The organism is Pseudomonadota bacterium, from assembly GCA_039028155.1.
Classification (GTDB): domain Bacteria; phylum Pseudomonadota; class Alphaproteobacteria; order SP197; family SP197; genus JANQGO01.
The window spans coordinates 43,343-69,665 of sequence record JBCCIS010000025.1 but is presented as its reverse complement, the minus strand read 5'-3'; the positions used below and the strand labels follow the sequence as shown (position 1 = coordinate 69,665).

The following is a 26,323-nucleotide window of genomic DNA, read 5'->3' as shown; positions in this document are numbered from 1 at the left end:
CTGCTGCCTCCCGTAGGAGTCTGGGCCGTGTCTCAGTCCCAGTGTGGCTGATCGTCCTCTCAGACCAGCTACAGATCGTAGGCTTGGTAGGCCATTACCCCACCAACAACCTAATCTGACGCGGGACCATCCAGGAGCGGCCGAAGCCTTTCCCCCGAAGGGCGTATGCGGTATTAGCCACCGTTTCCAGTGGTTGTTCCCCACACCTGGGCAGGTTCCCACGCGTTACTCACCCGTCCGCCACTAAGGTAACCTAGCAAGCTAGGGCCTTCGTTCGACTTGCATGTGTTAGGCACGCCGCCAGCGTTCGTTCTGAGCCAGGATCAAACTCTCAAGTTTGATGTGCTCGCTCAACGATCGTTCGGTTTCACGCTCAAAGAAAAAGGATCGGGAGATCCTTTGTCTTATCTTAGATGCGTGTCCGTACGTCGTCATACGGGCAGTGCTTGCGCACCGCCGTCCACGCATCTCTTCCATATCTTCACAAGTCAAAGAGCAACCGCCCGAAAGCGGCCTCAAGCGGCCAAATGGCTGCGAGGGAGGCGCTGTATACGCTTGGGGTCTGACCTTGTCAAACCGCCTTCGCAAAAAAAATGACGAGACCCGATTTGGGCACCCGCCGGCACAGCGCCAGATTTTACAAATGGTTGCGGTAGCAGGAAGATTCAAGACCCCGCTCGCCTCTTATGTTGACATTCGTAACCTCGTGACTCATGGTGCCCGCGGCTTGGGTGGGGACTTCTGAGCCCGCTGTCCGATGGTCGAGTCCCGGGCGGTGTCGGCAGGTATTACTTAGAGTCAGTTTCGGAGTGTCGGGCATGATCAGGCGCCTTGTCGCCTCGCTAGGTCTATGCAGCACCATCGCATTGACCGCCGGTTTGACTTTAACTATCGGAAATAACGTCGTTTTTGCCGACGAGACCGAGGAAGTGTCGGATCGTATGGTCCAGGCGCTGGGCGGCGCCTCGGGCATGACCGCGCTGCGCCGTGAGGTCGGACGCGGCGATACCCTGCTTGAGATGCTGGTCGACGCCGGAAGCTCGGTTTCCGAGGCCGACAGCGTCATCGACGCCATGTCGAACTACTTTAGTCCACAGCGGCTCCAGATCGGCCAGGTCGTAACCGCGGTTTTCGACACCCAAGCCGATGAAAGCGGCCTTCGCCTGGCCGCGGTCAGCCTCAGCACCACCGACGGCTTCGTGGTCGCCAACCGGACCGGCGATGGCGGTTATGTCGCCTCGCTCTCCAACGTACCGCTGGAAGAGGCGCTGGTGGTGCCCTTGCCGGAAGATATGCCGGCCGCCCAGATTCCCACCGTCAGCCGCCTTGAGGTGCGCCGCGGCGACACGCTGATCCGCCTGGTCATGCGCGGCGGCGCCACGCGAGCCGACGGCCAGGCCGCGATCGGCGCCCTGACCGAGCTGTTCGACCCCACGGGCCTGCAAGTCGGCCAGACGCTGGAAATGGTGATGACACCGGACGTCGTCGCCGGCCACCCGGTGATCGCCACGCTCAGCCTGTCGCTCGAGGATGGCGGCTTTGTCGTCGTCGAGCGCAACGCCAACGGCAGCTTCGCCGCGCGCCAATCCGACACGGCCGCGCCCACCGGCGAGACCGCCGTCCAGGCCGAAAGCACAATCGGTCCTTTCCTGGAGACGCTGGCGACCAGCGGCGCCAAGATCGAGCAGTACCGCATCGCGTCCGGCGACACGCTGATGGACCTGATGATCAAGGCCGGTGCAACCGTGATCGACGCCGACCGCGCGTCGCGCGCGTTGGCGACACAGTACAACACGCGCCACCTGCAGATCGGCCAATCGCTCTATGTCGTCATGACGCCGGGTCCTCGCGGCTCCGGCCTGCATGTCCTGGGCATGGCCATCCTTGACGCCGGCGATGATGGTTTGGTGATCACCCAGCGTGCCGACGACGGTTTGGACTTCGTCGGCTTTCCCGGCGGCGACAATCTGGACGTCGCCATGCTGGCGACGCTGCTTGGCGAACCGGCGCTTGATGACGGTGAAGACGCGACAACGTTCGACAGCGGCAGCTTGACAGTCGAGACGCTGAGCCTTGAGCGCGGCGACACGATCATGGCGGTACTGCTGCGCGCGGGCGCCGAACGGGTCGAAGCCGACCGCGCGATCCGTGCCATTCGCGAGCACATCGACCCCCAGCGTCTGCAGATAGGTCAGGAGATCCGCGTCGCGTTTGACGGAGCGGAAAGCGAGACTGGCGAGTTGCTTGCCGTCAGCATCGAACTGGATGACAACGATTTCGTGCAGGCCGACCGGAGCGGTTCAACATTTGTCGGCCGCCGCACGACAGCGGCGCTGAACCCCGGCCTGGCGCTGACGCTTCAGTCCCAGCCTGGCCCCAACCCGACACCCATTCCCGAAGGCGACGATCAAGCGGGCGACGATACGGTTGTCGCCTCTGTCGATCCGGAGCAGTTGTCGGCCGTCTTCACGCCGCACGTGCCGCCGATCACCGACGTGGAATCCCAGCAGGTCCTGTCGGCTGCGGCGACCCAGTACTGGTTCGAGCTGCAGGACGGTGACACACTGGCCGGCCTGTTGCGGATCATGACCCGCAACGGCAAGGAGATCGATGCTGTCGTCGATGCGGTCGGTAACAACTTCGACCTCAGCGACCTCGGCGAAGGCCAGCAGATGATCGCCATCACCGATGAAGACGGTGCGGGCTCCCACATTATCGCTATCAGCCTGGACGCCGGCGCTGACGAGACCATCGTTGTCGTGCGTCAGCGCGATGGCGGCTATCAGCTACGCCGCGCGTCGAGCCATGTCGACCTGGCCGATTTCCAGATCGCCGCGATCGACGAAAGCCAGGACGTCGACGACAGCGCCGCAACGCCCGCTGATGTCGCCGCGGCATGGCCGGACGCACCATCAGATCTTAGCGTTGAAACCGCGGCGTTCGGCTCCGGCGACACCTTGATGGATGTTCTGCTTGGCCTGGGCGTCGAGCAGATCGAGGCGCACAACGCGGTCGAGGCATTGCGCGACGTCTATAACCCCCGCCACATCCGCGCCGGCCAGGACATGGACGTCATGCTTCAGGACGGCGCGCTTTACGGCATGATGTTGCGCACCGCGCCGGGCGAACGTGTCGATGTCGCCATGGGCGATGACGGATTCACCGCGCGTGTCGTCGAGATGCCGCTGACCGCGACACAGGTCGCGGCCGAAGGCGTGATCAATTCCTCACTCTACCAGGCCGCCGTCGATGCCGGTGTCCCACCCACCATCCTGGCCGACATGATCCGCGCCTACAGCTTCGACGTCGACTTCCAGCGCGAAATCAAAGCCGGCGACAGCTTCGCCATTCTCTATGAGGAGTATGTCGACGAGGACGGCAATGTCGTGCGCTACGGCGCGCCGACCTATGCCGCGCTGCGCGTTTCCGGCGCGACCCTGCAGATCTACCGCTACACGCCCGAAAGCGGCTTTGCAGACTACTTCAACGATCTCGGTGAGAGCGTCAGGAAGGCGTTGCTCAGAACCCCGGTCGATGGCGCGCGCATCACGTCAGGCTTCGGCATGCGCGACCATCCGCTGCTCGGCTATTCACGCATGCACAAGGGCGTCGACTTTGGCGCGGCGGCCGGTACGCCAATCCTGGCCGCCGGTGACGGCACGATCGAGTTCATCGGACGCAACAGCGGCTATGGCAACTATGTCCGCATCCGCCACAACGACACCTACAAGACCGCCTATGCCCACATGCAGGGTTTCGCCAGCGGTCTTGGCCAGGGCAGCCGCGTGCGCCAGGGCCAGGTGATCGGTTATGTCGGCAGCACCGGCATGTCGACGGGACCCCACCTGCACTATGAAGTCCTTGTCCACGACGAACAGATCAACCCGCTCGACGTCAAACTGCCCAGTGGCGAAAAACTCAGCGGAACGGAGCTGGCGACGTTCCTGGAAGTTCGCGACGCGCTCGACGCCCAGTATGCCGAGTTGCTGACCGAAGAGTATGTCGCCGGCACGCCCTGATCTCCTGCGCGACGGCCCGGCCGGCGCCCCCCTCACCGTTGTTCTGGCCCATGGCGCGGGCGCGCCCATGGACAGTCCCTTCATGGGCGATGTCGCTGCGCGCCTGGCCGATGCCGGCTTCGCCGTGGTGCGGTTCGAGTTCCCCTATATGGCCAAACGCCGCAACGAGGGCAGCCGCCGCCCGCCCGATCGCGCGCCGATCCTGCTTGACTGCTGGCGCGATATCATCACGGACCTCGCACCCGCGGATCGGTTGGTGATAGGCGGTAAATCGATGGGCGGGCGCATGGCGAGCCTGGTCGCTGATGAGATGAACGTCGCCGGCCTCCTCGTTTTCGGCTTTCCGTTTCACGCGCCGGGCAAACCGCCGGGCGAGCGCATCGCCCATCTGGCGACGCTCAAGACGCCGACGCTGATCGTGCAGGGCACCCGCGACACCATGGGTACCCGCGATGAGGTCACGGATTACGCGTTATCGAAAGCGATCGAACTCTTGTGGATCGAGGACGGCGACCACTCGTTGAAGCCGCGCAAGAAGAGCGGCTTCACCTACGACGAAGCAATGGAGACGGCTGTCGACGGTGCCGTCTCTTTCCTCAAGCGACACAGCGCTTGAACAGTCACGACATCTCGCGCGGATCGTCGACGAAAGTGTGGTGTTCATCGTTGCGCGGCGTCGCGGTCAGAACCGTCACACCATCCTTCGAACGGAAGCGGTGCCAGCACGCCTGCGGCACGACGACCAGCATGCCCGGCGACAGCGCCAGGGTCTGTTTGTCGTCGTCGATGATGATGTCGAACTCGGTCGAGCCGGCGATGACCTGAACCAGCTCGTCACCCTTCATGTGACGCTCCCAACCAGCATTGCCATCGAAGCTGCCCAGGAACACACCGCAATCGCGAAAGTCGCCGGTCCCCAGCGTCGAGAAGGCCGCCATCACGTCCTCCTCGCTCGTGTTCGGGCCCCGATTTTTGATCGGTGTTAGAGCGGCGACCGCCTCGTCGATCTTGATGGCATTGAGCATCACGTGCGTCCTTCGGTGTGGTGTTGTCATATCTTGTTGTGGTACTATAGTATCACGACATGTAAGATGCAACCCTCTCAGAAAGGACCTCAATGCCGCCCGATCCCCTGATCATCGCCACGCGCGATGGCGCGCCGAGCCATCAGCCGCCCGTCGATCTGGGCGCGCGCCTGCGCGAGCTGCGCACCGAGCGGGGCTGGAGTCTGGACGCGGCAAGCGACAGAACCGGACTGTCACGCTCGTCGCTCTACAAGATCGAGAAAGGCAAGATGTCGCCGACCTTCGACGCCCTGAAGAAACTCTCAGACGGATTCGATCTCGACGTCGCGCGCCTGGTGGTGACGCAGATCGACACCCGCGCCGCCAGCCGGCGCTGCATCACGCGCCACGGCGACGGCACGCTCTATGAGACGGAGACCTATACCTACGTGCCGCTTGCCGAAGACCTGGCGCACAAGGCGATGCTGCCATTCAGACTGTCGATCAAGGCGCGCGCGCTCGACGACTTCGACGATTGGGACCGCCACGACACCGAGGACTTCGTGCACGTGCTCTCCGGCACGATGATCCTCTTTACCGAATACTACGAACCCCTGACGCTCGAACCCGGTGACAACGTCTACTACGACGGCCGCATGGGGCACGCGTGCATCTCGACCAGCCCGGACGACGCCGTTGTTCTGTGGGTCAGCTCTACTGGGCGATGACGGCGCCGCACCTCAGGCGCTAGACTGTCGCGATGAGCTGGTACGCCAACCTTGATGACGCCGTCGCGCTGATCAAACCGGACATGGCGGTCGCGATACCGCCGGAGTATTGCGGCGTGGCGATCGCCGCGACCCACACGCTGATCCGTCAGGAAACCGGTGGCCTGCATCTGATCGCGGTGCCGCAGTCCGGCCTACAAGCCGACCTTCTGATCGGCGCCGGCCTGGTCGCGACCATGGAGGCGGCCGCCGTTACCCTGGGCGAGGCAGGGCCTGCGCCGTGTTTCTCGCGTGCGGTGACGTCCGGCGCCATCCGCATGGTCGACGCCACCTGTCCAGCCATTCATGCCGGTCTGCAGGCATCAGAAAAGGGCATCCCCTTTATGCCGCTCAGGGGCATCCTGGAGACCGATGTGCTCGCCAACCGGCAGGACTGGCAGGTCGCCGACAACCCGTTCGGCGATAGCGATCCGCTTGTCCTGATCCCGGCCATCCGCCCGGACGTCGCGCTGTTCCACTGCGAGATGGCGGACGCCGCCGGCAATGTCTGGATCGGCCGGCGGCGCGAACTCGCCGTCATGGCCCATGCGGCGGCGACCACCATCGTGACGGTCGAAGAGATTCATGACGGCGACCTATTCGACGACGACACGATCGCCGCCGGCGCGTTGTCGTCCTTGTTCGTCGATGCCGTGGTGCATGTTAGCGACGGTGCCCGACCCCTCGCCATGCCTGGCTACTACGACCGCGACGCCGCGGCCATCAGCGCGTACGCGTCCGCCGCCCGTTCGCCGGAAGGCTTTGCCGCCTACCTCGGCGAGCACGTGCTGAAGGGCAACGTCCCGGCGTGAGCGATCCGTCGTTCTCCTCAACCGAATTGCTGATTGCGACATTGGCACGCCGGCTTCATGCGTCGCGCCGCGTCGCGGTCGGCGCGGGCTCGCCCATTCCCGGCTCGGCCGCGTTCCTGGCCCGCGAACTCGGGCTCGGCGTCGAGCACATCACCGTGCTCGGCAGCCGGCGCAGCAACGACTTCTCCGATGGCGGGCGCGAACTCTTCGACCGGGCCGCACAAGGGCGCATCGACGCGTTCTTTCTGGGCGGCGCACAGATCGACGGCAGCGCCAACATCAACCTTGTCGGCATCGGCGATTACCCCGCGAGCAAGGTTCGCTTCCCCGGCTCCTTCGGTTCGTCCTATCTCTACTTTCTGATCCCCAAGATTATCCTGTTCCGCGAGGAACACAGCCCGCGCACCCTGGTGGAGGAGGTCGACTTCGTCAGCGCGCCGGGCACCACGCCGGCCGGCACCTACCGCCCCGGCGGCCCGACTGCTCTGGTTACCGGCCGCTGTGTCTTCGCCTTCGACCGCGATGCCGGCCGCTTCACTTTAGAAAGCACCCATCCCGGCCATGACGCTCAGGAGATCAGCCGCGAGACCGGTTTCGCCTACGACGAACCGGCCGCGATCGCGACCACCGAACCGCCCTCGCCCGCCATGCTTGCTGCCATACGCGGCCCCGTACGCCAGCAGATCGCCGAGACCTATCCGTCCTTTGCAGAGGCGCTCGCAACCGCTTAGTCTTTCCCCGTTGGGGGGCACATCATGTCAGCGCTTAACGATCGCCTGGATACCGGCGAGATTGTTCTTATCGACGGCGGCATGGGTACCGAGTTGGAGCGCCGTGGCGTTGTGATGGACGATCAGGCATGGGCCGGTGCCGCCATGCGTGACCATCCCGACGCCATCAAAGAGATCCACCGCGACTTCATCGACGCCGGCGCCGATATCATCATCGCCAACACCTATGCCGCCGCGCCGCACGTTCTTGAACATGCAGGCCTGGCGGGCGAGGCCGGCGCGCTTAATCTCTTGGCCTGCCGGCTGGCGTGTGAAGCCGCCGACGAGGCGGGCGTCGTGCGCGATCTCTATGTCGCCGGGTCCATGTCCAGCTTCCGCGCCGGTCTTGAGGTCGACAAGCTGCCATCGGAGAAAGAAGCGCGTGCCAGCTATCACGAACAAGCCATGCGGCTTGCCGAAGGCGGCGTCGATCTTCTGATCGCCGAGATGATGCTGGATCCGGTCATCACCGAATACTGCGTCAGCGCAGCCGCAGAGACGGGGTTGCCGTTATGGATCGGGTTCAGCGCGCGGCTCGGCGACGACGGCCGCGTGCTCGGGTTCCACAAATACGCCGACGATCCGCTTGAGGAGACCATCAAGGTGGCGCTGGCGCACAACCCGGAAGCCTGCGGCATCATGCACAGCGATGTCGCCGACACCATGCCCGCCCTCGAGTGTCTGAAACAACACTGGCAGGGCACGCTCTTCGCCTATCCGCACTCCGGCGAATTCATCATGCCGAACTGGCAGTTCGATACGGTGATTTCCACCGAAGACTATGTCGCGGAGGCCAAGCGCTACATCGACATGGGCGTGCACGCCATCGGCGGGTGCTGCGGCATGGGCCCCGACCACATCCGCGCGCTGAAAAACGGCCTGCCAGGATTTGTCGTCTAACAGACGCCGTAGCTGTCCTAGCCGAACAAGTCGTCCATCGCCTTGATCCTCGCCTCGCGCCGGTGCCTGAAGTAGGCGACCAGAGGGAGCGGTAGGAAGAGCAGATAATAGAGCGCAACGACGAACGGCAGACCGTGCGGGTTCCACAGGTCGATGGCGACGCCGGAGATCGCCGGGCCCATGAATGAGCCGATACCGAACATAAAGCCGAAGATGGCGGTCGCCGACGGCAGGTCGGCGCCACGGAAACGTTCGCCGAGCAGCATGACGGCAAGTCCGTAGTGGCCTGCGCGCAGTCCGCCGAAGATCATGAGGTAAATCGGCGCCAGGATGGCGCCCATCTCGATGACATAAGGCAGCGCCACGGTCGCGACTGCGCCAAGGCCAACGAACCAGGCCAGCAGCAGTGTGCGGTTCATGCGATCGGCCAGGTAGCCGATCAAGAGCGGCATGATAACGCCGCCCCAACCCATCCAACCGACCATCCGCGCCGCCGGCCCCTCCTCCATCGCCAGACGAAGGCCATAGACCGCCAACAGTGTCATCAAGGAACTCGCGATCATCGCGAAGAACAGGTTGGAGAACATCGGTACCGGCGCCAGGCGAATGTATTGCGGCAGCCGCACAGACGGACGCCCGGCGACATCGATACGGTCGCCCAAGCTGGCGAACAGCGGCAGGATGATGATTGCGATGATGCCGCATCCCGCGAGGAACGGCGTCAAACCAACTGAGCCGACCTCAGCCTGTAGAAAGGGTCCTAGCGCGAAGCCGGCCGCGATCGCGCTGATGAAGAAGCTGACCGTTCGACCTCGGCTTCTGTCGTCGCTGGCATGGTTTACCCAGGTTTCGCCAGTCGTCCACATGACCGATTGCGCCATGCCCATCATGAAGCGCAGCGGAAACCACGCCCAGACGTTGACGAAGACTGCCATCAAGAGGATCGAAGCCAACGCCGCCAATGCACCAATCATCATCATGCGTGCCGGACCCAGGCGGCGCATCGCCCAGGGCAGAATCGGGATGATGGCCAGGATGCCCAGCATCTGTACAGATCCGTTGATGCCGATCAACGTGCCGCTGACGCCCTGGTCCTCCAGCACGATCGACAGCAGCGGGCCGGTGTAGCCATAGAACATCGCCATGCCGGTCATGCTGGCGATCACCACGATCAGACTGCGCCGACGTGCGCCGGCGCTTAGCGCGGGCCCGGTTGCTTCCGATGGCGCATCGGCGTCTGGCGCGGTCAAGGCGGGCTACCTCTACTGGTTTCGGGGGTCGGTAACGATAGGAGAAACGTCGTCATCGCGGCGCTGAAGGCCGAACCGGAATCGCTTAGCACGTTCCAGTCACCACGTGTTGTGAAATTGCGCTGGCAACCCCCTCACCCTGCCCTCTCCCCGAGGGGAGAGGGGATGTGTCGAGCGTTGAACCCCGCGCCCGCTTGCGGGAGAGGGAGGGGCCCGACGCGAAGCGTTGGGAGGGTGAGGGTCGGCTCAGTCGGCGGCCGCCGCGCGCGTGCCGAAGCGTTTGCGGTAGTCGACCGGCGCGATGCCGGTTTGGCGCACGAAGGCGCGGCGCATGCGCTCGTCGTCCTGAAAGCCGCTTTGCCGGGCAACCTCGGCGATCGCCGTCGTCTCGCCGATCAAGAGGCGCTTGGCCGTCTCGACACGCATCGCCTCGACCGCCTTGGCCGGCGTCACGCCGAAGCGCTGGCGGTAGACGCGGGCGAAGTTGCGCGGGCTCATGCCGGCCTTGTCGGCCAGGTTCTCGACCCGAAGATCGCCCGTGATGTTGTCGCGCATCCAGACGTGCAATCCGTTGAGCGAATCCGACGGGTCGGCGGTCTGGGCATTGAGCGTCTCGGAGAACTGCGACTGGCCGCCGGGCCGCTTCAGATAGACCACCAGCCGTCGCGCGACCTCCAGCGCGAGGTCGTGACCGAAATCCTCCTCGACCATGGCGAGCGCCATGTCGATGCCGGAGGTGACGCCAGCGGAGGTCCAGACATCGCCATCGCGCACAAAGATCGCATCTTCTTCGATGTCGAGGTCCGGGTGCTCCTGTCTCAGGCGCTCGCACCAGTGCCAGTGGGTGACGACGCGGCGCCCCTTCAGCATACCGGCGGCGGCCGGCAGGAACGTTCCCATGCAGGTCGTTGCAAAGCGTCGCGCGCGTGGCCCTTCGCGCGAAATCCAGTCGATGATCGCGGGGTCCTTGGCCGCGTCAAAGACACCGAAGCCGCCGGCGATCAACAGCGTGTCGATCGGCTCGGCGCTCGCCTCCTCAAGCGGGACAGACCCCAGGGCGACGCCGCCATCAGCCTGGATCAGCCCGCCGTCCTTCGACGCGATAACGATGCGGTAGCCGGTGGGTGCGCCGTCATAGGGCCTCGCCGCCGTGCTGAACACTTCGGCCGGGCCGGTCGCATCCAGCAGGGTCACCTCGGGATAGACGACAATGACGACGCGCCGGGTCTTGCCAACTGCTTTGGCAGGAAATGAGGACATAATGTCATTTATGCCACATCCGGTACCGTTGTACCAGTCTTGCCCGGCCCGTCTTGTCATGGTGGCAAGATTTTTCTCCTTCGGTGCGCGCGACCTGGCGCAGGATACGGATCGTCATGACAACGCCCCCCGCCCCATCCCGCTTCCTGCCCTGGCTGGTCGTCGGTTTCGGTTTCCTGGTGTTGGCCGTCGGCTATTCCGGGCGCGCGACGCTCGGCCTGGTCATGCCATCGCTGGAAGAGGATATGGGCTGGACGCGGACGTTCCTTTCCAGCATCGCCGCGGCGTCGCTCGTGGTGATGGCGATCCTGGCGCCGCTTGCCGGCCGCCTGGTCGACAAGAGGGGTCCGCGCATGGTGCTGGTCGTCGGCATGGTCGCCATCGGCATCGGCTGCATCGCCGTCGGTATCAGCGAAGGGCCGATCCTCTTTGTCATCGCCTTTGCCGGTGTCTTCGCCATCGGCCAGGGCATCGCGGCGATGCATGTCGTCTCGACCTCGATCGCGCAGACCATCAAACACCATGTCGGGCTTGCCACCGGCATCGCGACATCCGGCGCCACCGCCGGTCAGATCCTTTTCGTGCCGCTGGTCGCCGCGGTCCTGGTGATCGCCGACTGGCGCGCGTGTTTCATCGCCATCGGCATCATCTGTCTGATCCTGGTGCCGTTCCTGTGGCGCTACATGCCGGCCGGTCTCAACGACGGCGACACCGACAGCCAGACGAGCGGTGCCTCAATCGGCAGCGATCTCGGCTACATCATGCGGCGGCCGGCGTTTCACATCCTGTTCTGGAGCTTCTTCATCTGCGGCTACACGACGACCGGCGTGATCGAGACACACTTCCTGCCGTTCGCCTCGTTCTGCGGTTTTGGACCGGTGCCCAGCGCAACGGCTTTCGGCATCCTGTCGGCCGTCAACCTTGTCGGCATGGTGCTGGCGGGCTGGCTGACCGATCGCATGAACCGGCCGCTGCTGCTCGGCATGATCTACATCATCCGCGGTTTTTCGTTCCTGCTATTGCTGGATGTCGGCGCCGACTACACGACGCTCGTCCTGTTCGCCGTCCTGTTCGGCACCGTCGACTACTCGACCGTCCCGGTGACGGCCAGCCTGGTCGAAAGCCATATCGGCCTGCATGTCATGGGCCTTTCGATGGGGCTGATCTCCGGCGGCCACGCGATCGGCGCGGCGCTTGGCGCCTTCATGGGCGGCTACCTGTTCGACCTCTATGCACAATACGAATGGGTCTGGCTGAGCTCTCTGGCGCTTGCCGTCCTGGCGGGTCTCATGGTCTTCATCATCCGCGACCGTCCGCCGGAACTGGCGCCCCAGCCGGCTACCTGAGCCCCTCGATCACCGTATCGAGGAGCCTGTCGGCGTCGCGTGGTCCGAGCGTGCCGTGGCCCATCAGCAGGCGGTAGAAGAGCGCGCCGTAGATCAGATCGAGGGCCACCTCCAGGTCGACATCGTCGCGCAGGTCGCCCTCGGCGACCGCCGCCTGCAGATAGGCGCGGCCCTCGTCACGGCGGGCCTGGATGAAGTGATTGCGGAATGCCTTGGCGACCTCGGTGTCGGAATCCGCCGACGCCAGGATCGAGGTCACGCCGCGCCCGAGCGCGGACCCGAACAGCTTCGCGACCCCGCGCAGTTGCTGCTTCAACGCACGCAGCGGTTCCTGGGCGCGTGGTTTAGCCGATGACGGTTCGGCAGCCTCCATCAGTGCGGTCATGGCGACCTCGTAACGGTTCGCCCAGTAACGATAGATTGTCGGCTTGCCGACACCGGCGCGCTGCGCGATGCCTTCCATGGTGACGGCGGTCAGGCCGCCCTCCTCCATCAGCGTGCGGGTCGCCGACAGGATGGCGCGCCGCGCCTTTTCGCTGCGCGGCCTGCCGCGTTCACGGATGGCACCAGCTTGCGTCGACACCATGTTGACATACCCGCTTAATTACATAACGATACGTAACGTAATTAATTATAACCGGTTCGCGGGAGTAACGCCATGTCATCATCACCGGCACTGTCGCCTTACCTGGCGGTCAAGGACGCCGCCGCCGCGATGGACTTTTATCAGCGCGCGCTGGGCGCGACCGAACGGTTCCGTCTGACCGGCGCGTCCGGTGCGGTCAGCCATGCGGAGATGGCTGTGAACGGCGCGGTCTTCATGCTGGCCGACGAGCACCCTGATTTCGGCGCGCTGTCGCCCCACACCATCGGCGGCTCGCCGATCAAGCTACATCTGACGGTTGACGATGTGGACGCCGCCGCCACACGCGCGGAAGAGGCCGGCGCCACAGTCCTTCGCGCGCCCAAGGACGAGTTCTATGGCGAGCGGGTCGCGCAGATTGCTGATCCCTATGGCTACACCTGGTTCTTGGCACGCCAGATCGAGGATGTGTCGCCCGACGAGATGCAGCGGCGCTGGAGCGAGGCGATGAACGGCGCCTAACAAGGGGCGCTCGTTCTTGGGTTGAACGGTCGACCACACAAATGCAAATCTAAGTCTCGTCTGTCGAGCGCCAGTCCTGTCTTCTTAGGAGTGGAACCATATCAATGCGGATTATCGCAGTCGTCGTCGCCCTGTTGACGCTGACGCTCCCGGCGTTCGCGGACACCCTGATCGTGTGCAACAAGTACGAAGGCACCGTCAGCTTCATCGACCTAGAAACGGGAAAGGAAGTCGCGCGTCCCCAGACGGGACCGTCGCCTCACGAGGTCGCGCTGTCGCCGGATGGCGCGCGGGCGGTTGTCGTCTCCTATCTGGAAGACGGCTATATCGGCCGCGAGCTCAATGTCTTCGATGTCGCGACCGCCGAACTGGTCCAGACGATACCGCTGGTTGACCACCTGGCGCCCCACGGCATCAAATGGATCGGGGACACGGCAAGCGTGCTGGTCACCACCGAAGAGACCCGCGATGTCATCAAGGTGAATGTCGATGAAGGCGTGGTGACAGGCTCGGTGGCGACCGACCAGATTGGCTCGCACCTGCTGGCGCTGTCACCGGACTCCACCACCGCCTACGTCACCAGCCGCGGCTCCGACACCTTCAGCGTCATCGACGTCGCGCCGATGACCCTGGTCGCCACGGTCGACGCCGGCGTCGGACCGGAGGGCGTCGACGTCAGCCCGGATGGAGCCGAACTGTGGGTCGGCAACAATCAGTCGGAGAACATCATGGTCTTCGACACCGGCACGCTGGACCAGACGGCCGTCATTGATGTCGGGTTCTTGCCGATCCGCGTGCTGTTCCACCCCGACGGCATGGTGGTCGCGGTCGCCGACCTGCGCGGCGATCGTGTCGTGCTGCTCGATCCGGAAAGCCACAACGAGATCGCGGCGGTGGACCTGGCCCCGGTCAAGGCTTCCGCGCCGGCCTCGCTCCTGTTCTCACCCGACGGCGCCTTTCTCTACGCCGGCGCGCAGGACGGTGCCATGGTTGCCGAGATCGACACGGCCACATGGCAGGTCACCCGCACCTTCGAGGCCGGCGCAGGCTCCGACGGGTTGGCGATCAGCCCGGTCAATGTTGCCACGCCGTGACGCGGTCTTGAGGCGGCGAACGCCACCCTGATGGCCGAACAAGACGACATCTATGATCCGGCGTTCGTAAAGGGCGTGTTCGACCGTTGCTCGGAACGATACATCGCCTTCAGCTACGTCTGTTCCATGGGATTCACGGAGCGCTGGCGAAAGCAATGTGTCGGCTCGATGCCGATACCGGCCCTCGAGGCGCCGCAGGGTTACGACCTCATGGCCGGAACCGGAGAGGTGTGGCCTCACCTTCTAAAGCGGTTCCCCAAGATAGGCGCGATTACAGCCGTCGACATCTCCTCAGGCATGCACGTGCGCGCCATGGACCGCCTTCATCATCACCGTGCGCACAAGATTAGGTTTATCGAAGACGACGTGCTCGCAAGCGCGTTGCCAAAGGAAAGCGCGGAGTTCGTGATTTCGACCTTCGGCCTAAAGACCTTCGACCGGGAACAGCACGCTCGGCTCGCCCGCCTGATTTCCCACGTCCTGAAACCCGGAGGCGTCTTTTCCATGATCGAGGCCTCTGATCCCAAAGGTTGGGTTCTTCGTCCACTCTACCTGTTTCACCTGCGCGTCGTTCTTCCCATTGTCGAGCGCCTCCTTTTGCGTGGCGCTCAGGACTTCGCGATGATCGGCCGATACAGCATGAATTTCGGCGACGCTTCGGACTTCGCGCGGATGCTTCGGGACCATGGAATGGATGTCTCGTTCAAGCGCTACTTCTTCGGGTGTGCGACCGGCGTGGTCGGACGAAAGCCGGTCGATCACGCGTAGACTAACCCACCGCGATCAGCTCCAGCGGCGTCTTCGACAGGATCTTCGTCCCGTCCTTGCCGTAGATCAACGTGTCGATCAGGGCGGTGTTGAACAGGCTCTCGTAGTTGGTGACCATGTTCTCCTCGAACACACGGTCGAGATACTTGTCGTCGCCCAGGTGGAAATAGAAGTCGCCGACCCAGTCCGGCGGCAGCGACCAGCCGAGCTCGTAGCCCAGCCCCCAACCTTCGGTCTCCGACCAGATGCCGACCTCCTGGTAGTACGCGCGTAACAGGCGAATGACCTCCGCCACCGTCATGCCGGCCTTGACCTCGGTCTTGATCACGTCGAACACGCCGGCAGATTTCTTGTACTGCTCGACCAGGCTTTGCGGCGGGTTGTCGCCGACGAAGTAACCACGCAGCGCGTTGGCGTGGTAGCGGTTGTAGACGCCGCACAAATCGGCGGTCAGCATTTCGCCGGCCTCGATCACCTTGCGCGAGGCCATCGCGTGGCCGTTAGACATCGGCACCTCGCCCGCCATCGGCGAGGTATTGAAAATCGGGATCAGCGCCGAGAACTCGCCGCCCGCCTCCATCATCGCGCCCATCACCTTGCCGAACAGGGCAAGTTCGGTGATGCCCGGTTTCAGATGCTCCATGATGGCCTGGTGGCCGATGTCGCAGATCGCCATCGCTTTCTCGACATAGGCGAGCTCCTCGGGCGACTTCACCCGGCGGGCGCGACGCACCATCTCGCTCATGTCGGCGACCCGGCAGCCATGTGTCAAAAACGCACCTTCGAACATCGTGCTGATGGCGCGGTTCGGCAGATAGCTCCAGAACTCCATGCCGACGGTGCCTTCGAGCCAACCCTCCTTCTTCAATTCATCCATGGTGAAGCGGATATTGGGTTCGGCCTCGCGGTCGGGCGTAAAACGGTTGTCCTTGGAGACGGAGGTGCGCGCCAGCACCGGTTCCTCTGTCGGGTTGTCGAAGTGCATGTAGCGGCCCGACGCCACATGAACGGCGGTGCCGTAACACTGCGGGTACCGCATCGGCGCCTGGCCCTTGTACCAGGACGCGGTGAAGCCATGGATCCAGGCGACGCCTTCCGGCGACGTTACCCAGAGCAGATCCAGGTCCTCCTCTTTCGCCATGGCGATCAGCTTGTCGAGGCGCGCCTGAAACTCCTCTTCGGTGAACGGCAGCTGGACCGCCTCCATCTTCGAGGCGTCGAAATGGCCCGGCTGCAAGCCGACATTCGTCATGGCGCTCTCCTTTGATTGGCGTGTTTGGTTATCGCGACGCTGGCCCGGCCTCGACAACCGGACATATGGCGCATGCCGGGTAATCGCCGACGCCGAGACCGTGTTCGGCAAGCTCCGGCAGCCAGTCGGGATCGGCGCCACCCGGCGGGTCAGTGATGCGCGCATCCTCGCCCAGCCATTGGATCGAGATCGAGCGGCGGCCAAGATCCGGCGGTAGATCGCCCGACCCGCCGTGCACGGTCATGCCGTGAAACACCAGGATGTCGCCAGGTTCCATCGGCCAGGCCGCGATATCGTACTGGTCACGGTCGGCGCCGGAGAAATCCGGTATGGGGATGCCGTCCAGGCCGTCGATCTCCATGGTGCCGCCCAGTTGGTTCTGCCCGAAGTGAGGGCGCTTCATGGGTTGCTCCCACAGGTGCGAGCCCTTGACGATCTCCAGCGCCGTGCCGTCGGGCACCGGATCGAGCGACGTCCAGATGCTCAATGCATGCCGGCCCTTGGCGCTCCATGATGTCTGGTCCTGGTGCCACGGCGTGCGCGCCTTGGTTCCGGGCGAGCGCAGGAAGACGGTGACATAGAAGGCAAGCGCGCGCTCCAACCCCATCATCTGCGCGGCGACATGGCCGATCGGCGAATGGGTGATGTAGTCCTCGTAGTATAGATTGCCGGTCACGATCGACGCATCGTGGAAGAACCTCTCCCCGGTCGCATCGTCTCGTGCGTAATCAACCGTTCGTTTGGTCGGGTGCTTGCGGTTCAGGTCCATGCCGGCGGCAATGACGTCGCGCCAGGACGTATCGACAACGCCCTTCACCACCACGGCGCCATCGCGCTGGAACGCGCGGACCAATTCGTCGGGCACATCGAAGCGTTGGCATGCGATCATCACGTCCTCCCGAACGAGAGAGCGAAAAGTAGATCACCGCTTGAACCGGGCGACAAGACAGAAGCCGCTCGACAGAACGGGGCGGCCTTGCAACGGTGCGGGCATGGCAGATCTGGGACCAGACGACCTCCGGCGGATGCAAGGCCTGGCGCAGGAGGTCACCGCGATCAGGCCGGAACTCCTGAACGGCGACGCGACCGTCGGCGAACTGGCCTGGGTCTGGGCCAAGGATGTCCATGTGCTCGCTCCGTATTGGCGCCACCGCTTGTGGTTTGTCGACGACAAGTTGGTCGCCTGGGGCTGGGTGTGCCTGCCTTTCCGCATTCCGCGCGGCGATGGGACGTTTCGGGAATCGAAGGTTGCCCACCTGACGTGGCAGACACATCCAGACCGGCCCGTGCTGCTCAATGAGATCCTCGACTGGTATGACGACGTGGCGGGCGACAGCAATCGGCTGGTGATCGTCCAGTCGGCGGACGATGCGGCGCAAACAATCGCCGCCGAACACGGCTTTATGGTCGATGCGGACGATGACGACTGGATCCAGTTCAACATGCGGGACATGACCGATTTGCCCGATCCGATGCTGCCGGAAGATTTCCGGCTTCTGTGCGCCGATGACGTTACGCCGGCGGACGCGGTGCAGGCGCATCGCGACGCGTGGTATCCCTCCGTCTTCTCCGAAGCGGCGTTTGAGCAAGTCCAACGGACGTGGCCCTACCGCGCCGACCTACATCTGCTGATCGCCACCCCGGACGGCACGATGGCCGCAACAGCGATCGTCTGGCTCGATGAGGCGACACAGATGGCGGAGTTTGAGCCCGTGGGAACACACCGCGACTATCGGAGGCGCGGCCTGGGCACAGCCCTACAGATCCACGGCATGCATCGGGCCAGGGCGGCGGGCGCGACCCGCATGCTGGTCGCCTGCCTTGGATCGCCGGCGCAGCCGGCCGCGCGTGCGATGTATGAGGGCGTCGGCTTTCGCCCGATTACCCGTGACCTCCCGCACTTCAAGGCCGCGAGCTAACAAGCCGTCCGGGCATCGCCGTGCGGGCTTGCTTGGCAGGGGTGGCAAAGTGCGTAGACTATCATCCCATAACGTCTGGGGAGATCCGTCATGAAAGCCGCCGTCCTGCGCGAAGTGCACCAGCCGTTGTCGATCGAGGAAGTCCAGATCGACAACCCGAAATCCCACGAGGTTCTGGTCCGCACCGCCGCGTGCGGCGTCTGCCATAGTGATCTTCACTATATCGAGGGCAAGTACGCCTGCCCGAAGCCGACGATTCTGGGGCACGAGTCCGCGGGTGTCGTCGAGAAGGTCGGCTCGGAGGTGCGATACGTCAAACCGGGCGACCACGTCATCACCTGCCTCTCGGTCTTCTGCGGCCACTGCGAATACTGCACCACCGGACGCCCGTTCAGCTGCCAGAACGACGAGTTCGTCGACCGTGACGACGACGAGCCCCAGCGCATCACCCAGAACGGTGGCGTCATGCACCAGTTCTACAGCCTCTCCTCGTTCGCCGAGCAGATGCTGATCCACGAGCATGCACTGGTGAAGGTGCGCAAGGACATGCCGCTCGACCGCGCCGCGCTGATCGGCTGCGGCGTCACCACCGGCTTCGGCGCCGTCATCAACACCGCCGATATCGAGGTCGGCAGCACGGTCGCTGTCATCGGTTGCGGCGGCATCGGTTTGTCCGCCATCAACGGCGCGGCGATCGCCGGCGCCGGGCGCATCATCGCCGTCGACATCCTGGGCTCGAAGCTGAACCTCGCCAAACACTTCGGCGCGACCGATGTGGTCAACGCCGCCGACACCGATCCGGTCGAGGCGGTTAAGGAGATGACCTCCGGCGGCGTCGAGTACTCCTTCGAGGCGCTTGGCCACGCCAAGACGGCAGAACAGGCGTTCCAAATGCTGCGTCCCTCCGGCGCCGCAACGGTCATCGGCATGGTGCCCGAGGGCGAGACGCTGCAAATTCACGGCGCTGACTTGCTCGACGACAAGAAGCTGCAGGGCTCCAACATGGGGTCCAACGCGTTCCGCGTCGACATGCCGCGCTTCTGCGACTTCTACCTCGACGGAAAGCTGAAGCTGGACGACATGATCTCCGCACGCATTCCGTTGGAAGGCATCAACGACGCCTTCGACGAAATGAAACGCGGCGAGGTCGCGCGCAGCGTCATCGTCTTCGACACATGACGGAAGCCCGCATCGTCATCATTGGCAATGCGGGCGGTGGCAAGTCGACGCTGGCGCGGGCCATGGCGGCCCGTCGCGATCTGCCGCTCGTCGAGGTCGACAAGCTGCTCTGGCAGCCCGATTGGTCGGAAACGCCGGATGCCGAGTACGAGGCCCAGCACGCGCCGCTAATCGCGAGCGACAAGTGGATGATGGAGGGCCTCGGCAAGCTCGAGACGATCCGCGACCGGATGCTGCGCGCGACATGGATCATCCTGATCGACATGCCGATCTGGATGCACTTCTGGCTCGCCGCCGAACGCCAGATCGCCTGGGCCAAGGGCGAGCTCGAACACCCGCCCGCCGGTAACCACACGTTCATCACCACGCGCGACATGTTCGAGACCCTGTGGGAGACCGAACAGGACATGATGCCGGCCATCCGCGCCAACGTGGACGAAGCCGAAGCCGCCGGCATCAAGGTGACGCGGATTTCGTCGGTGGAAGAGCTCAACGCATTCACCGAAGAGATGACCGGAAACGCGGCCTGAACGCCATTCGCGCGAGGCCAGCCGTTTTGGTAGTGCGCGGCCAAGGATCGGCCTAACGTTTCTATCTTGGCCGCAACAGGACGGCCGGAAGGGGCACATCATGGAAGTTAGCGACGAGGCACGGCGCATACATGACTCCGCGATCGTGATCGACACCCATGTCGACACGGTGGTCCGCTGGCTCGATCTCGACGAGGATCTGGGAACCGAGACGGGTAACGGCTACATGGACTTGCCCTTGATGAAGCAGGGCAACCTGACGGCGTCGTTCTTCGCCTGCTGCGTCGGGTTCCACCACGCCAAGGAGGGAACGGCGATCCGCCGCTGTCTCGACATGATCGACGGCGTCAAGGAGATCTGCCGCGCCTATCCCGAGGAGATCGAGCTGGCATTGAGCGCGGGCGATGTCAGACGCATCGCGGACGCCGGTAAACGCGCCGCCATCATCGCGATCGAGGGCGGACACGCCATCGACGACGACATCCGCGTCCTCCGACAATACTTCGAACTCGGCGTGCGTTACATGTCGCTCACCCATTTCAACACCCACAACTGGGCGGACTCGTCGACGGACGCCGCGCGCCATGACGGGCTCAACGACTTCGGCCGCGAGGTCGTCGCGGAGATGAACCGGCTTGGCATGATGGTCGACGTCTCGCATGCCTCCGACAAGGTGTTCTGGGACGTCATCGCGCTGACCGAGAAGCCGGTCATGGCATCCCACTCATCGATGCGCACCCTGGTCGACCATCCCCGCAACATGACCGACGACATGGTGAAAGCCGTCGCCGACAACAACGGCGTCGTCTGCGTCACCGCATGGCCGGAGTACATCTCGCGAGACTACTGGCGGGGGCTGGAGAACCTCGCCGACCGCCTGTCCGATCGCGGCGACGGCGCCAACCGGCGCGAAAGCGCGTCGGGCACGACCTCTGCGATCTTCGATCTGATGGCGCTGGTGCGCGGGGACCGCACCAAGGGCTACAACGTCCTGGCCGACGCCGACATTCCCTTCCCCACGCTCGAAGACCTGCTCGACCACATCGACCATGCGGTCGGTGTCGCCGGCATCGATCATGTCGGCGTCGGCACCGATCACGGCGCCATCCGCTTCGACATCGTCGGCATGGAGGATTGCACCAAGCTTCCGGTCCTGACCGAAAGCCTGCTGCGGCGCGGTTACGGCGAAGACGACGTCCGCAAGATCCTGGGCGAAAACGTCCTGCGCGTCATGGCGGATGCGATTGGGGAATAGACCTCAGCCGTAGAGCGCTTCCAGCCGGTCGCCGTAGATGTCCTTCACCACGTGGCGGCGGACCTTCAGTGTCGGGGTCATCTGGTTGTTCTCGACCGTGAACGGTTCGGCCGCGACCATATAGCGTTTGACCTTTTCGATCTGGGAGAGCTTCTGGTTGGCACGGTCAACCGCGTCGCGCAGCGCGGCGTGGAGACCTTTGTCGTCGGCGAGCGCCGCGAGATCCCTTTTGGCCCCCTCCGCTTTGGCGTAATCCTTGATGAACGCCTCGTCGGGCACCAGCAGCGCAACCAGATGGGGGCGCTTGTCGCCGACGACCATGGCCTGGGCGATCTCCGGCTCCAGCGTCAGGATGCCCTCGACGCGCTGGGGCGCCAGATTGTCGCCGCCGGAGTTGACGATGATGTCCTTCTTGCGGTCGGTGATCTGCAGATAACCGTCCGCGTCGATCACCCCGATATCGCCGGTGTGAAGCCAGCCGTCCTGGATCGTCTCGGCCGTGGTCTCCGGGTTGTTCCAGTAGCCGTCCATGACCAGGCCGCCACGCACCAGGATCTCGCCGTCATCGGCGATCTTCACCTCGACCTCCGGCAGGGCCGTGCCAACGGTGTGCATCTTGACGCCGCCCGGCGGATTGCAGCTCACCACCGGCGCCGACTCGGTCTGGCCGTAACCCTGCAGCAGGGTGACGCCGAGCGCGTTGAAGAACTTGCCGACATCGGGGTTGAGCGGCGCGCCGCCGCTGACCATGGCTTTCAACCGGCCGCCGAAACGCTGGCGCACCTTCTCGCGCACCAGCCGCTCCATGAGCATATCCGTCAGCTTTTCGCCAAGGCCCAGACTCTGTTCCGGATCGACTTTTTTGAGGCCGAGGGTAAGCGTCTTGTTGAAGAGCTTTTCCTTGCTGCCGCCCTGGCGCGCCACGCCGGCCAGGATGCGCTGGCGCATGACCTCATAGAGCCTGGGCACGCAGGTCATGATCGTGGGACTGACCTCGACCATGTTATTGGTCAGCGTGTCCGCACCCTCGGCGTAGTAGATCTCGGCACCGATCGAGATCGGGAACAGGAAACCGCAGGTGTGCTCGTAGGAATGCGACAGCGGCAGGAAGGAGAGAAAAATCTCCGTGCCCGACAGGATCGGTTCGAACGCGATGCGAATGCTGCGGATGTTCGAGAGCAGCGCGTGGTGCGACAGGATGACGCCCTTGGGCAGGCCGCCGGTGCCCGAGGTGTAGATGAAGCAGGCGGGATGACCCCGCTCGACCGTCGCCGCGACCTCCTCGACATCGTCGGGTTCGGCCTCCCCTCTTTCTTTCAGCGCCTCCCATGTCATGACGTCAATGCCATCATGGGGCTCGACCGGTTCCATGGCGACGACATGGGCAGCGCCGGTGGTCTTGGCCGCCGGCAAGAGCCTTGCGGCCAGCGCCGCGGTCGAGACGATCGCGACCTTGGCGCCGCTGTCTGTGATGATGTGCTCGTGCAGTGCCTCGGTGTTGGTCGTATAGGCCGGCACGGTGATGGCGCCCGCCGCCATGATGGCGAGGTCGGCGACCACCCAGTTAGGCCGGTTTTCCGACACCAGCATGACCCGGTGGCCCGGTTTGACTCCCAGCGCCCTGAGCCCGCGCGACACGGCCTTCACCTCATCGGCCACCTCGGTCCAGGTTTGCGGGCGGTATTGGCCGTCATGTTTCGACCACATAAAAGGCCGATCACCGAGCTTGGCCGCCTGTTCAAAGAACAGACTGGCCAGATTCGGCCAAGGATCCTGCGCCATCTCTTCGTAAACCATTGTGCCCCCGACCGTGAAGCCTGCCCTGACCTAGATAGTGACCCAGGTGCCGTGTGACAATTCGTTTGGCAGGTGGGCGATCCGTCCCCCATATGCTGACGTAGCAAAAATGCAGATTGAGTGAGTTGAATGGCCGATACCGCTGAACAGAGCAAACTGGGCGATCTGCCCGAATGGGACCTCTCCGACCTCTATGCTGGGCCCGACGACCCTGCGATCAATGTCGACATGGATGAGGCGAATGCGGAGGCCCAGGCATTCGAGAAAGACCTCAAAGGCAAGCTAGACGGGCTGGACGGCGCCGAAATGGCCGCCGCGCTCGGGCGCTATGAGGCCATGCAGGATCGGCTGGGCCGGGTCGGCAGCTATGCCCAACTGCTCTATGCCGGCAACTTGACGGACCCGGACATCGGCCGCTTCGCCCAGTCGGTGCAGGAGCGCCTGACCGATATCTCCAGCCACCTGCTGTTCTTCGCGCTGGAAATCAACAAGCTCGACGACACCACGTTCGACAAGCTGCTCACCTCGCCGGCGCTCGCCCATTATGTGCCGTGGCTGAAGGAAGCGCGCCTGTTCCGCCCGCACCAGCTCTCCGACGAGGCCGAGGCCATGCTGCACGAGATGAGCGTGGTCGGCGACGCCGCCTGGAACCGGCTGTTCGACGAGACGATCGCCGGCCTTCGCTTCGACATCGGCGGCGAGAGCTTGACCGAATCCGAGGCTCTCGATTTTCTCTCGTCCCAGGACGGCGACAAACGCCGGGAAGCCGCCAAGGAACTCGCGCGCGTTTTCAAGGCGAACGAGAAGCTCTTCGCGCTGATCACCAATACGCTGGCGAAATCAAAGGCGATCGACGACGGCTGGCGCCAATTCGCCCGGCCGATCTCCTACCGGAACCTCTCGAACCAGGTCGAGGACGAGGTGGTCGACGCGCTCATCGCCGCGGTCCAAGCCGCTTATCCCAAGCTGTCGCACCGCTATTACGCCATGAAGGCCAAGTGGATGGGCGGCGAGAAGCTCGACTGGTGGGACCGCAACGCGCCCCTGCCCGATGACGACGACCGCCAGATCCCGTGGGACGAGGCGCGCGCTACGGTGCTCGGCGCCTATGGCGACTTCGCCCCGGAAATGGCCGAGATCGCGGAAGGTTTCTTCGACCGCCGCTGGATCGACGCGCCGGCACGCCCCGGCAAGGCCGGCGGCGCCTTTGCCCATCCGACCGTGCCCAGCGCGCATCCCTTTGTGCTGTTGAACTATCAGGGAAAGACCCGCGATGTCATGACGCTGGCGCATGAGCTCGGCCACGGCGTTCATCAGGTGCTCGCCGCCGAACAGGGCCCGCTGCTGGCCTCAACGCCGCTGACCTTGGCCGAGACCGCGTCGGTGTTCGGCGAGCAGCTGACCTTCCGGCGCCTCTTGAACGCGGAGACCGACGCGAAGCGGCGGCGCACGATCCTCGCCGCCAAGGTCGAGGACATGCTGAACACCGTCGTCCGCCAGATCGCGTTCTGCGAGTTCGAGCGGCGCGTCCACGATGCCCGGCGCGACGGCGAACTGACGCCCGAGGCGATCGGCGATCTCTGGATGTCCGTCCAGACCGAAAGCCTGGGCCCGGCGCTCGTCTTCGACGACGATTACCGGAGTTACTGGAGCTACATCCCCCACTTCATCCACTCGCCGTTCTACGTCTACGCCTATGCCTTCGGTGATTGCCTGGTGAACGCGCTCTACGCCCACTATCAGGAGGCCGAAGAGGGCTTCCAGGCGCGTTTCTTCGAGATGCTGAAGGCCGGCGGTTCCAAGCGGCATAAGGAGCTTCTGGCGCCGTTCGGCCTGGATGCCTCGGACCCCGGATTCTGGTCGAAGGGGCTCGGCATCATCGCCGGCTTCATCGACGAGCTGGAAGCCGCCGATGCGGCGGCCTGAGGTCAGGCATCCATGAGCGAGGGGGAACGCAGCGAGTCCAATCGGCTGACCGGCCGCGTGTCGCGCTATGCCCGCGTTGGCACGTCGGTCGGCAAGGTCGCCGCGCGCATGGGCGCCGAACGTCTGTTCGGCCTGCAGACCGACAGCGCTGAAGCCGCCGCAGCCCTGCGCACCGCGCTCGGCGGGCTGAAGGGACCGCTGATGAAAGTCGCCCAGCTACTGGCGACCATCCCCGACGCGCTGCCGGCCGAGTACGCCGGCGAACTAGCGCAGCTTCAGTCGAACGCGCCGGCCATGGGCTGGCCCTTTGTGCGCCGGCGAATGGCGAGCGAACTCGGGCCCGACTGGCAGGACAAGTACAAGAGCTTCGAGCATGAGGCCGCCGCCGCCGCCTCGCTCGGCCAAGTCCACCGCGCGGTCTCCCACGACGGCAAGAACCTCGCCTGCAAGCTGCAGTATCCGGACATGCAGTCGGCGGTCGAGGCCGACCTGAACCAGCTCAAGATCATCTTCGCCGTCTACCGCCGCTATGACCGCGCCATTGATCCCCGGCGCATCCATGACGAGATCGCCGCGCGCCTGCGCGAGGAACTCGACTACGAGCGCGAGGCGCGCCACCAGTCGCTCTACCGAATGATGCTGAAGGACCAGACGATGGTCCATGTGCCCGATGTCGTGCCGGAACTCTCGACCAAGCGCCTCCTGACCATGGACTGGATGGATGGCGAGCCCTTGATGAACTTCCTGGGCGAGACGCCGGAGCACCGCGCCCAGCTCGCCATGGCGATGTTCCATGCCTGGTACGTGCCGTTCTACGGCTACGGCGTCATCCACGGCGACCCGCATCTGGGCAACTACAAGGTCCGCCCCGACATGTCGGTCAGCCTGCTCGACTTCGGCTGCGTGCGCGTCTTCCATGCCCGCTTCGTCAAGGGCGTCATCGATCTCTACAACGCGCTGGAGACCGACGACCGCGACCTCGCCGTCCACGCCTATGAGACCTGGGGTTTCACCGGGCTCTCCAACGAGGTCATCGACACGCTGCACCTGTGGGCGGAGTTCATCTACGCGCCGCTTCTGGAAGACAAACCGCGCGCCATCCACGACGAGGGCAGCATGTACGGAGCGCGTATCGCGTCAAAGGTCCACGGCCGCCTGCGCGAACTGGGCGGCGTCACCGTGCCGCGCGAGTTCGTCTTCATGGACCGCGCGGCCATCGGGCTCGGCTCCGTCTTCATGCACCTGGAAGCCGAGGTCAACTGGCACCGCCTGTTCAAGGACCTGATCGCCGACTTCGACGAAGACAAGTTGCTGAAACGGCAGGCCGCGGCGATGAAAGAGGTCGGGCTCAGCGCGCCGGAGTAGGTCGC

At 64.2% G+C, this 26,323-nt stretch carries 23 protein-coding genes and 1 rRNA gene; 16 read left to right on the top strand and 8 right to left on the bottom strand.

The window, feature by feature from the left end:
- A 16S ribosomal RNA gene (locus AAF563_14485) occupies window positions 1–339 on the bottom strand; the annotation flags it as partial.
- 479 nt (window positions 340–818) lie between these two features.
- Between AAF563_14485 and AAF563_14480 the strand changes: the two genes are divergently transcribed.
- On the top strand, window positions 819–4,019 hold the full coding sequence (locus tag AAF563_14480; protein ID MEM7122488.1) for a peptidoglycan DD-metalloendopeptidase family protein: 3,201 nt from the start codon (window positions 819–821) through the stop codon (window positions 4,017–4,019).
- Window positions 4,000–4,635, top strand: coding sequence for an alpha/beta fold hydrolase (locus AAF563_14475; protein ID MEM7122487.1), 636 nt, complete (start codon window positions 4,000–4,002; stop codon window positions 4,633–4,635). The genes AAF563_14480 and AAF563_14475 overlap by 20 nt, the downstream gene beginning before the upstream one ends.
- 4 nt (window positions 4,636–4,639) lie before the next feature.
- Here AAF563_14475 and AAF563_14470 read toward each other — a convergent pair whose 3' ends face one another.
- The gene (locus AAF563_14470; GenBank protein MEM7122486.1) at window positions 4,640–5,044 is read right to left on the bottom strand and encodes a cupin domain-containing protein; all 405 of its coding nucleotides are present in this window, start codon (window positions 5,042–5,044) and stop codon (window positions 4,640–4,642) included.
- A gap of 92 nt (window positions 5,045–5,136) precedes the next feature.
- Here AAF563_14470 and AAF563_14465 point away from each other — a divergent pair, with 92 nt between their 5' ends.
- Genes AAF563_14465 through AAF563_14450 form a run of 4 tightly spaced genes read left to right on the top strand, consistent with a single transcriptional unit; the run spans window position 5,137 to window position 8,272 of the window.
- Window positions 5,137–5,751: an XRE family transcriptional regulator gene (locus AAF563_14465; GenBank protein ID MEM7122485.1), complete on the top strand. Its 615-nt coding sequence runs from the start codon at window positions 5,137–5,139 to the stop codon at window positions 5,749–5,751.
- Window positions 5,752–5,783: 32 nt separating this feature from the next.
- Window positions 5,784–6,602 (top strand): CoA-transferase, encoded by an 819-nt coding sequence (locus tag AAF563_14460; GenBank protein MEM7122484.1) that lies wholly within the window; start codon window positions 5,784–5,786, stop codon window positions 6,600–6,602.
- Complete coding sequence (locus AAF563_14455; protein MEM7122483.1) at window positions 6,599–7,333, top strand: CoA-transferase; 735 nt, start codon at window positions 6,599–6,601, stop codon at window positions 7,331–7,333. Before AAF563_14460 ends, AAF563_14455 begins: the two co-directional genes overlap by 4 nt.
- A 24-nt stretch (window positions 7,334–7,357) precedes the next feature.
- Window positions 7,358–8,272 (top strand): homocysteine S-methyltransferase family protein, encoded by a 915-nt coding sequence (locus tag AAF563_14450; protein MEM7122482.1) that lies wholly within the window; start codon window positions 7,358–7,360, stop codon window positions 8,270–8,272.
- A 17-nt stretch (window positions 8,273–8,289) separates the two neighbouring features.
- Here AAF563_14450 and AAF563_14445 read toward each other — a convergent pair whose 3' ends face one another.
- Window positions 8,290–9,522, bottom strand: a complete 1,233-nt coding sequence (locus tag AAF563_14445; protein MEM7122481.1) for an MFS transporter — start codon at window positions 9,520–9,522, stop codon at window positions 8,290–8,292.
- 246 nt (window positions 9,523–9,768) lie between these two features.
- A complete protein-coding gene (locus AAF563_14440) occupies window positions 9,769–10,782 on the bottom strand; it encodes a GlxA family transcriptional regulator (GenBank protein ID MEM7122480.1) in 1,014 nt (337 codons plus the stop codon).
- Window positions 10,783–10,898: 116 nt separating this feature from the next.
- Here AAF563_14440 and AAF563_14435 point away from each other — a divergent pair, with 116 nt between their 5' ends.
- The gene (locus tag AAF563_14435) at window positions 10,899–12,128 is read left to right on the top strand and encodes an MFS transporter (GenBank protein MEM7122479.1); all 1,230 of its coding nucleotides are present in this window, start codon (window positions 10,899–10,901) and stop codon (window positions 12,126–12,128) included.
- On the opposite strand, the gene AAF563_14430 is transcribed toward AAF563_14435, so the two are convergent.
- On the bottom strand, window positions 12,121–12,714 hold the full coding sequence (locus AAF563_14430; GenBank protein MEM7122478.1) for a TetR/AcrR family transcriptional regulator: 594 nt from the start codon (window positions 12,712–12,714) through the stop codon (window positions 12,121–12,123). The two genes, AAF563_14435 and AAF563_14430, sit on opposite strands and share 8 nt — an antisense overlap.
- A gap of 72 nt (window positions 12,715–12,786) precedes the next feature.
- Between AAF563_14430 and AAF563_14425 the strand changes: the two genes are divergently transcribed.
- The 3 genes from AAF563_14425 (at window position 12,787) to AAF563_14415 (ending at window position 15,095) form a co-directional block, all read left to right on the top strand.
- The gene (locus tag AAF563_14425) at window positions 12,787–13,233 is read left to right on the top strand and encodes a VOC family protein (GenBank protein ID MEM7122477.1); all 447 of its coding nucleotides are present in this window, start codon (window positions 12,787–12,789) and stop codon (window positions 13,231–13,233) included.
- A gap of 104 nt (window positions 13,234–13,337) precedes the next feature.
- On the top strand, window positions 13,338–14,327 hold the full coding sequence (locus tag AAF563_14420) for an LpqB family beta-propeller domain-containing protein (protein MEM7122476.1): 990 nt from the start codon (window positions 13,338–13,340) through the stop codon (window positions 14,325–14,327).
- A 30-nt stretch (window positions 14,328–14,357) separates the two neighbouring features.
- Window positions 14,358–15,095: a class I SAM-dependent methyltransferase gene (locus AAF563_14415; protein ID MEM7122475.1), complete on the top strand. Its 738-nt coding sequence runs from the start codon at window positions 14,358–14,360 to the stop codon at window positions 15,093–15,095.
- 1 nt (window position 15,096) lies between these two features.
- Here AAF563_14415 and AAF563_14410 read toward each other — a convergent pair whose 3' ends face one another.
- Together AAF563_14410 and AAF563_14405 are read right to left on the bottom strand one after the other, a co-directional pair.
- On the bottom strand, window positions 15,097–16,347 hold the full coding sequence (locus AAF563_14410) for a M24 family metallopeptidase (GenBank protein ID MEM7122474.1): 1,251 nt from the start codon (window positions 16,345–16,347) through the stop codon (window positions 15,097–15,099).
- A gap of 28 nt (window positions 16,348–16,375) precedes the next feature.
- Window positions 16,376–17,236 (bottom strand): phytanoyl-CoA dioxygenase family protein, encoded by an 861-nt coding sequence (locus AAF563_14405; GenBank protein MEM7122473.1) that lies wholly within the window; start codon window positions 17,234–17,236, stop codon window positions 16,376–16,378.
- Between the two features lie 103 nt (window positions 17,237–17,339).
- Between AAF563_14405 and AAF563_14400 the strand changes: the two genes are divergently transcribed.
- The 4 genes from AAF563_14400 (at window position 17,340) to AAF563_14385 (ending at window position 21,230) form a co-directional block, all read left to right on the top strand.
- Window positions 17,340–18,266, top strand: coding sequence for a GNAT family N-acetyltransferase (locus tag AAF563_14400; GenBank protein ID MEM7122472.1), 927 nt, complete (start codon window positions 17,340–17,342; stop codon window positions 18,264–18,266).
- Window positions 18,267–18,356: 90 nt separating this feature from the next.
- Window positions 18,357–19,445 (top strand): Zn-dependent alcohol dehydrogenase, encoded by a 1,089-nt coding sequence (locus AAF563_14395; protein ID MEM7122471.1) that lies wholly within the window; start codon window positions 18,357–18,359, stop codon window positions 19,443–19,445.
- Window positions 19,442–19,975, top strand: coding sequence for an adenylate kinase (locus AAF563_14390; GenBank protein ID MEM7122470.1), 534 nt, complete (start codon window positions 19,442–19,444; stop codon window positions 19,973–19,975). The genes AAF563_14395 and AAF563_14390 overlap by 4 nt, the downstream gene beginning before the upstream one ends.
- A 100-nt stretch (window positions 19,976–20,075) precedes the next feature.
- Entirely contained in the window at window positions 20,076–21,230 is a 1,155-nt protein-coding gene (locus tag AAF563_14385; GenBank protein ID MEM7122469.1) for a dipeptidase, read from the top strand.
- A 3-nt stretch (window positions 21,231–21,233) separates the two neighbouring features.
- Here AAF563_14385 and AAF563_14380 read toward each other — a convergent pair whose 3' ends face one another.
- Window positions 21,234–23,012: an AMP-dependent synthetase/ligase gene (locus AAF563_14380; GenBank protein MEM7122468.1), complete on the bottom strand. Its 1,779-nt coding sequence runs from the start codon at window positions 23,010–23,012 to the stop codon at window positions 21,234–21,236.
- Between the two features lie 144 nt (window positions 23,013–23,156).
- On the opposite strand from AAF563_14380, the gene AAF563_14375 reads away from it, so the two are divergent.
- Window positions 23,157–24,953: a M3 family oligoendopeptidase gene (locus AAF563_14375; protein MEM7122467.1), complete on the top strand. Its 1,797-nt coding sequence runs from the start codon at window positions 23,157–23,159 to the stop codon at window positions 24,951–24,953.
- A gap of 12 nt (window positions 24,954–24,965) precedes the next feature.
- Complete coding sequence (locus tag AAF563_14370; protein MEM7122466.1) at window positions 24,966–26,318, top strand: AarF/ABC1/UbiB kinase family protein; 1,353 nt, start codon at window positions 24,966–24,968, stop codon at window positions 26,316–26,318.
- Window positions 26,319–26,323: the final 5 nt, after the last annotated feature.

Excerpts from the sequence above, each read along its gene's own strand:
- AAF563_14465 (MEM7122485.1), top strand. The coding sequence starts at position 5,137 with ATGCCGCCCGATCCCCTGATCATCGCCACGCGCGATGGCGCGCCGAGC.
- AAF563_14410 (MEM7122474.1), bottom strand. The coding sequence starts at position 16,347 with ATGACGAATGTCGGCTTGCAGCCGGGCCATTTCGACGCCTCGAAGATG.
- AAF563_14395 (MEM7122471.1), top strand. The coding sequence starts at position 18,357 with ATGAAAGCCGCCGTCCTGCGCGAAGTGCACCAGCCGTTGTCGATCGAG.
- AAF563_14475 (MEM7122487.1), top strand. The coding sequence starts at position 4,000 with ATGTCGCCGGCACGCCCTGATCTCCTGCGCGACGGCCCGGCCGGCGCC.
- AAF563_14440 (MEM7122480.1), bottom strand. The coding sequence starts at position 10,782 with ATGTCCTCATTTCCTGCCAAAGCAGTTGGCAAGACCCGGCGCGTCGTC.
- AAF563_14400 (MEM7122472.1), top strand. The coding sequence starts at position 17,340 with ATGGCAGATCTGGGACCAGACGACCTCCGGCGGATGCAAGGCCTGGCG.
- AAF563_14435 (MEM7122479.1), top strand. The coding sequence starts at position 10,899 with ATGACAACGCCCCCCGCCCCATCCCGCTTCCTGCCCTGGCTGGTCGTC.
- AAF563_14480 (MEM7122488.1), top strand. The coding sequence starts at position 819 with ATGATCAGGCGCCTTGTCGCCTCGCTAGGTCTATGCAGCACCATCGCA.
- AAF563_14380 (MEM7122468.1), bottom strand. The coding sequence starts at position 23,012 with ATGGCGCAGGATCCTTGGCCGAATCTGGCCAGTCTGTTCTTTGAACAG.
- AAF563_14460 (MEM7122484.1), top strand. The coding sequence starts at position 5,784 with ATGAGCTGGTACGCCAACCTTGATGACGCCGTCGCGCTGATCAAACCG.
- AAF563_14385 (MEM7122469.1), top strand. The coding sequence starts at position 20,076 with ATGGAAGTTAGCGACGAGGCACGGCGCATACATGACTCCGCGATCGTG.
- AAF563_14425 (MEM7122477.1), top strand. The coding sequence starts at position 12,787 with ATGTCATCATCACCGGCACTGTCGCCTTACCTGGCGGTCAAGGACGCC.
- AAF563_14390 (MEM7122470.1), top strand. The coding sequence starts at position 19,442 with ATGACGGAAGCCCGCATCGTCATCATTGGCAATGCGGGCGGTGGCAAG.
- AAF563_14370 (MEM7122466.1), top strand. The coding sequence starts at position 24,966 with ATGAGCGAGGGGGAACGCAGCGAGTCCAATCGGCTGACCGGCCGCGTG.
- AAF563_14375 (MEM7122467.1), top strand. The coding sequence starts at position 23,157 with ATGGCCGATACCGCTGAACAGAGCAAACTGGGCGATCTGCCCGAATGG.
- AAF563_14450 (MEM7122482.1), top strand. The coding sequence starts at position 7,358 with ATGTCAGCGCTTAACGATCGCCTGGATACCGGCGAGATTGTTCTTATC.
- AAF563_14420 (MEM7122476.1), top strand. The coding sequence starts at position 13,338 with ATGCGGATTATCGCAGTCGTCGTCGCCCTGTTGACGCTGACGCTCCCG.
- AAF563_14415 (MEM7122475.1), top strand. The coding sequence starts at position 14,358 with ATGGCCGAACAAGACGACATCTATGATCCGGCGTTCGTAAAGGGCGTG.
- AAF563_14430 (MEM7122478.1), bottom strand. The coding sequence starts at position 12,714 with ATGGTGTCGACGCAAGCTGGTGCCATCCGTGAACGCGGCAGGCCGCGC.
- AAF563_14470 (MEM7122486.1), bottom strand. The coding sequence starts at position 5,044 with ATGCTCAATGCCATCAAGATCGACGAGGCGGTCGCCGCTCTAACACCG.
- AAF563_14405 (MEM7122473.1), bottom strand. The coding sequence starts at position 17,236 with ATGATCGCATGCCAACGCTTCGATGTGCCCGACGAATTGGTCCGCGCG.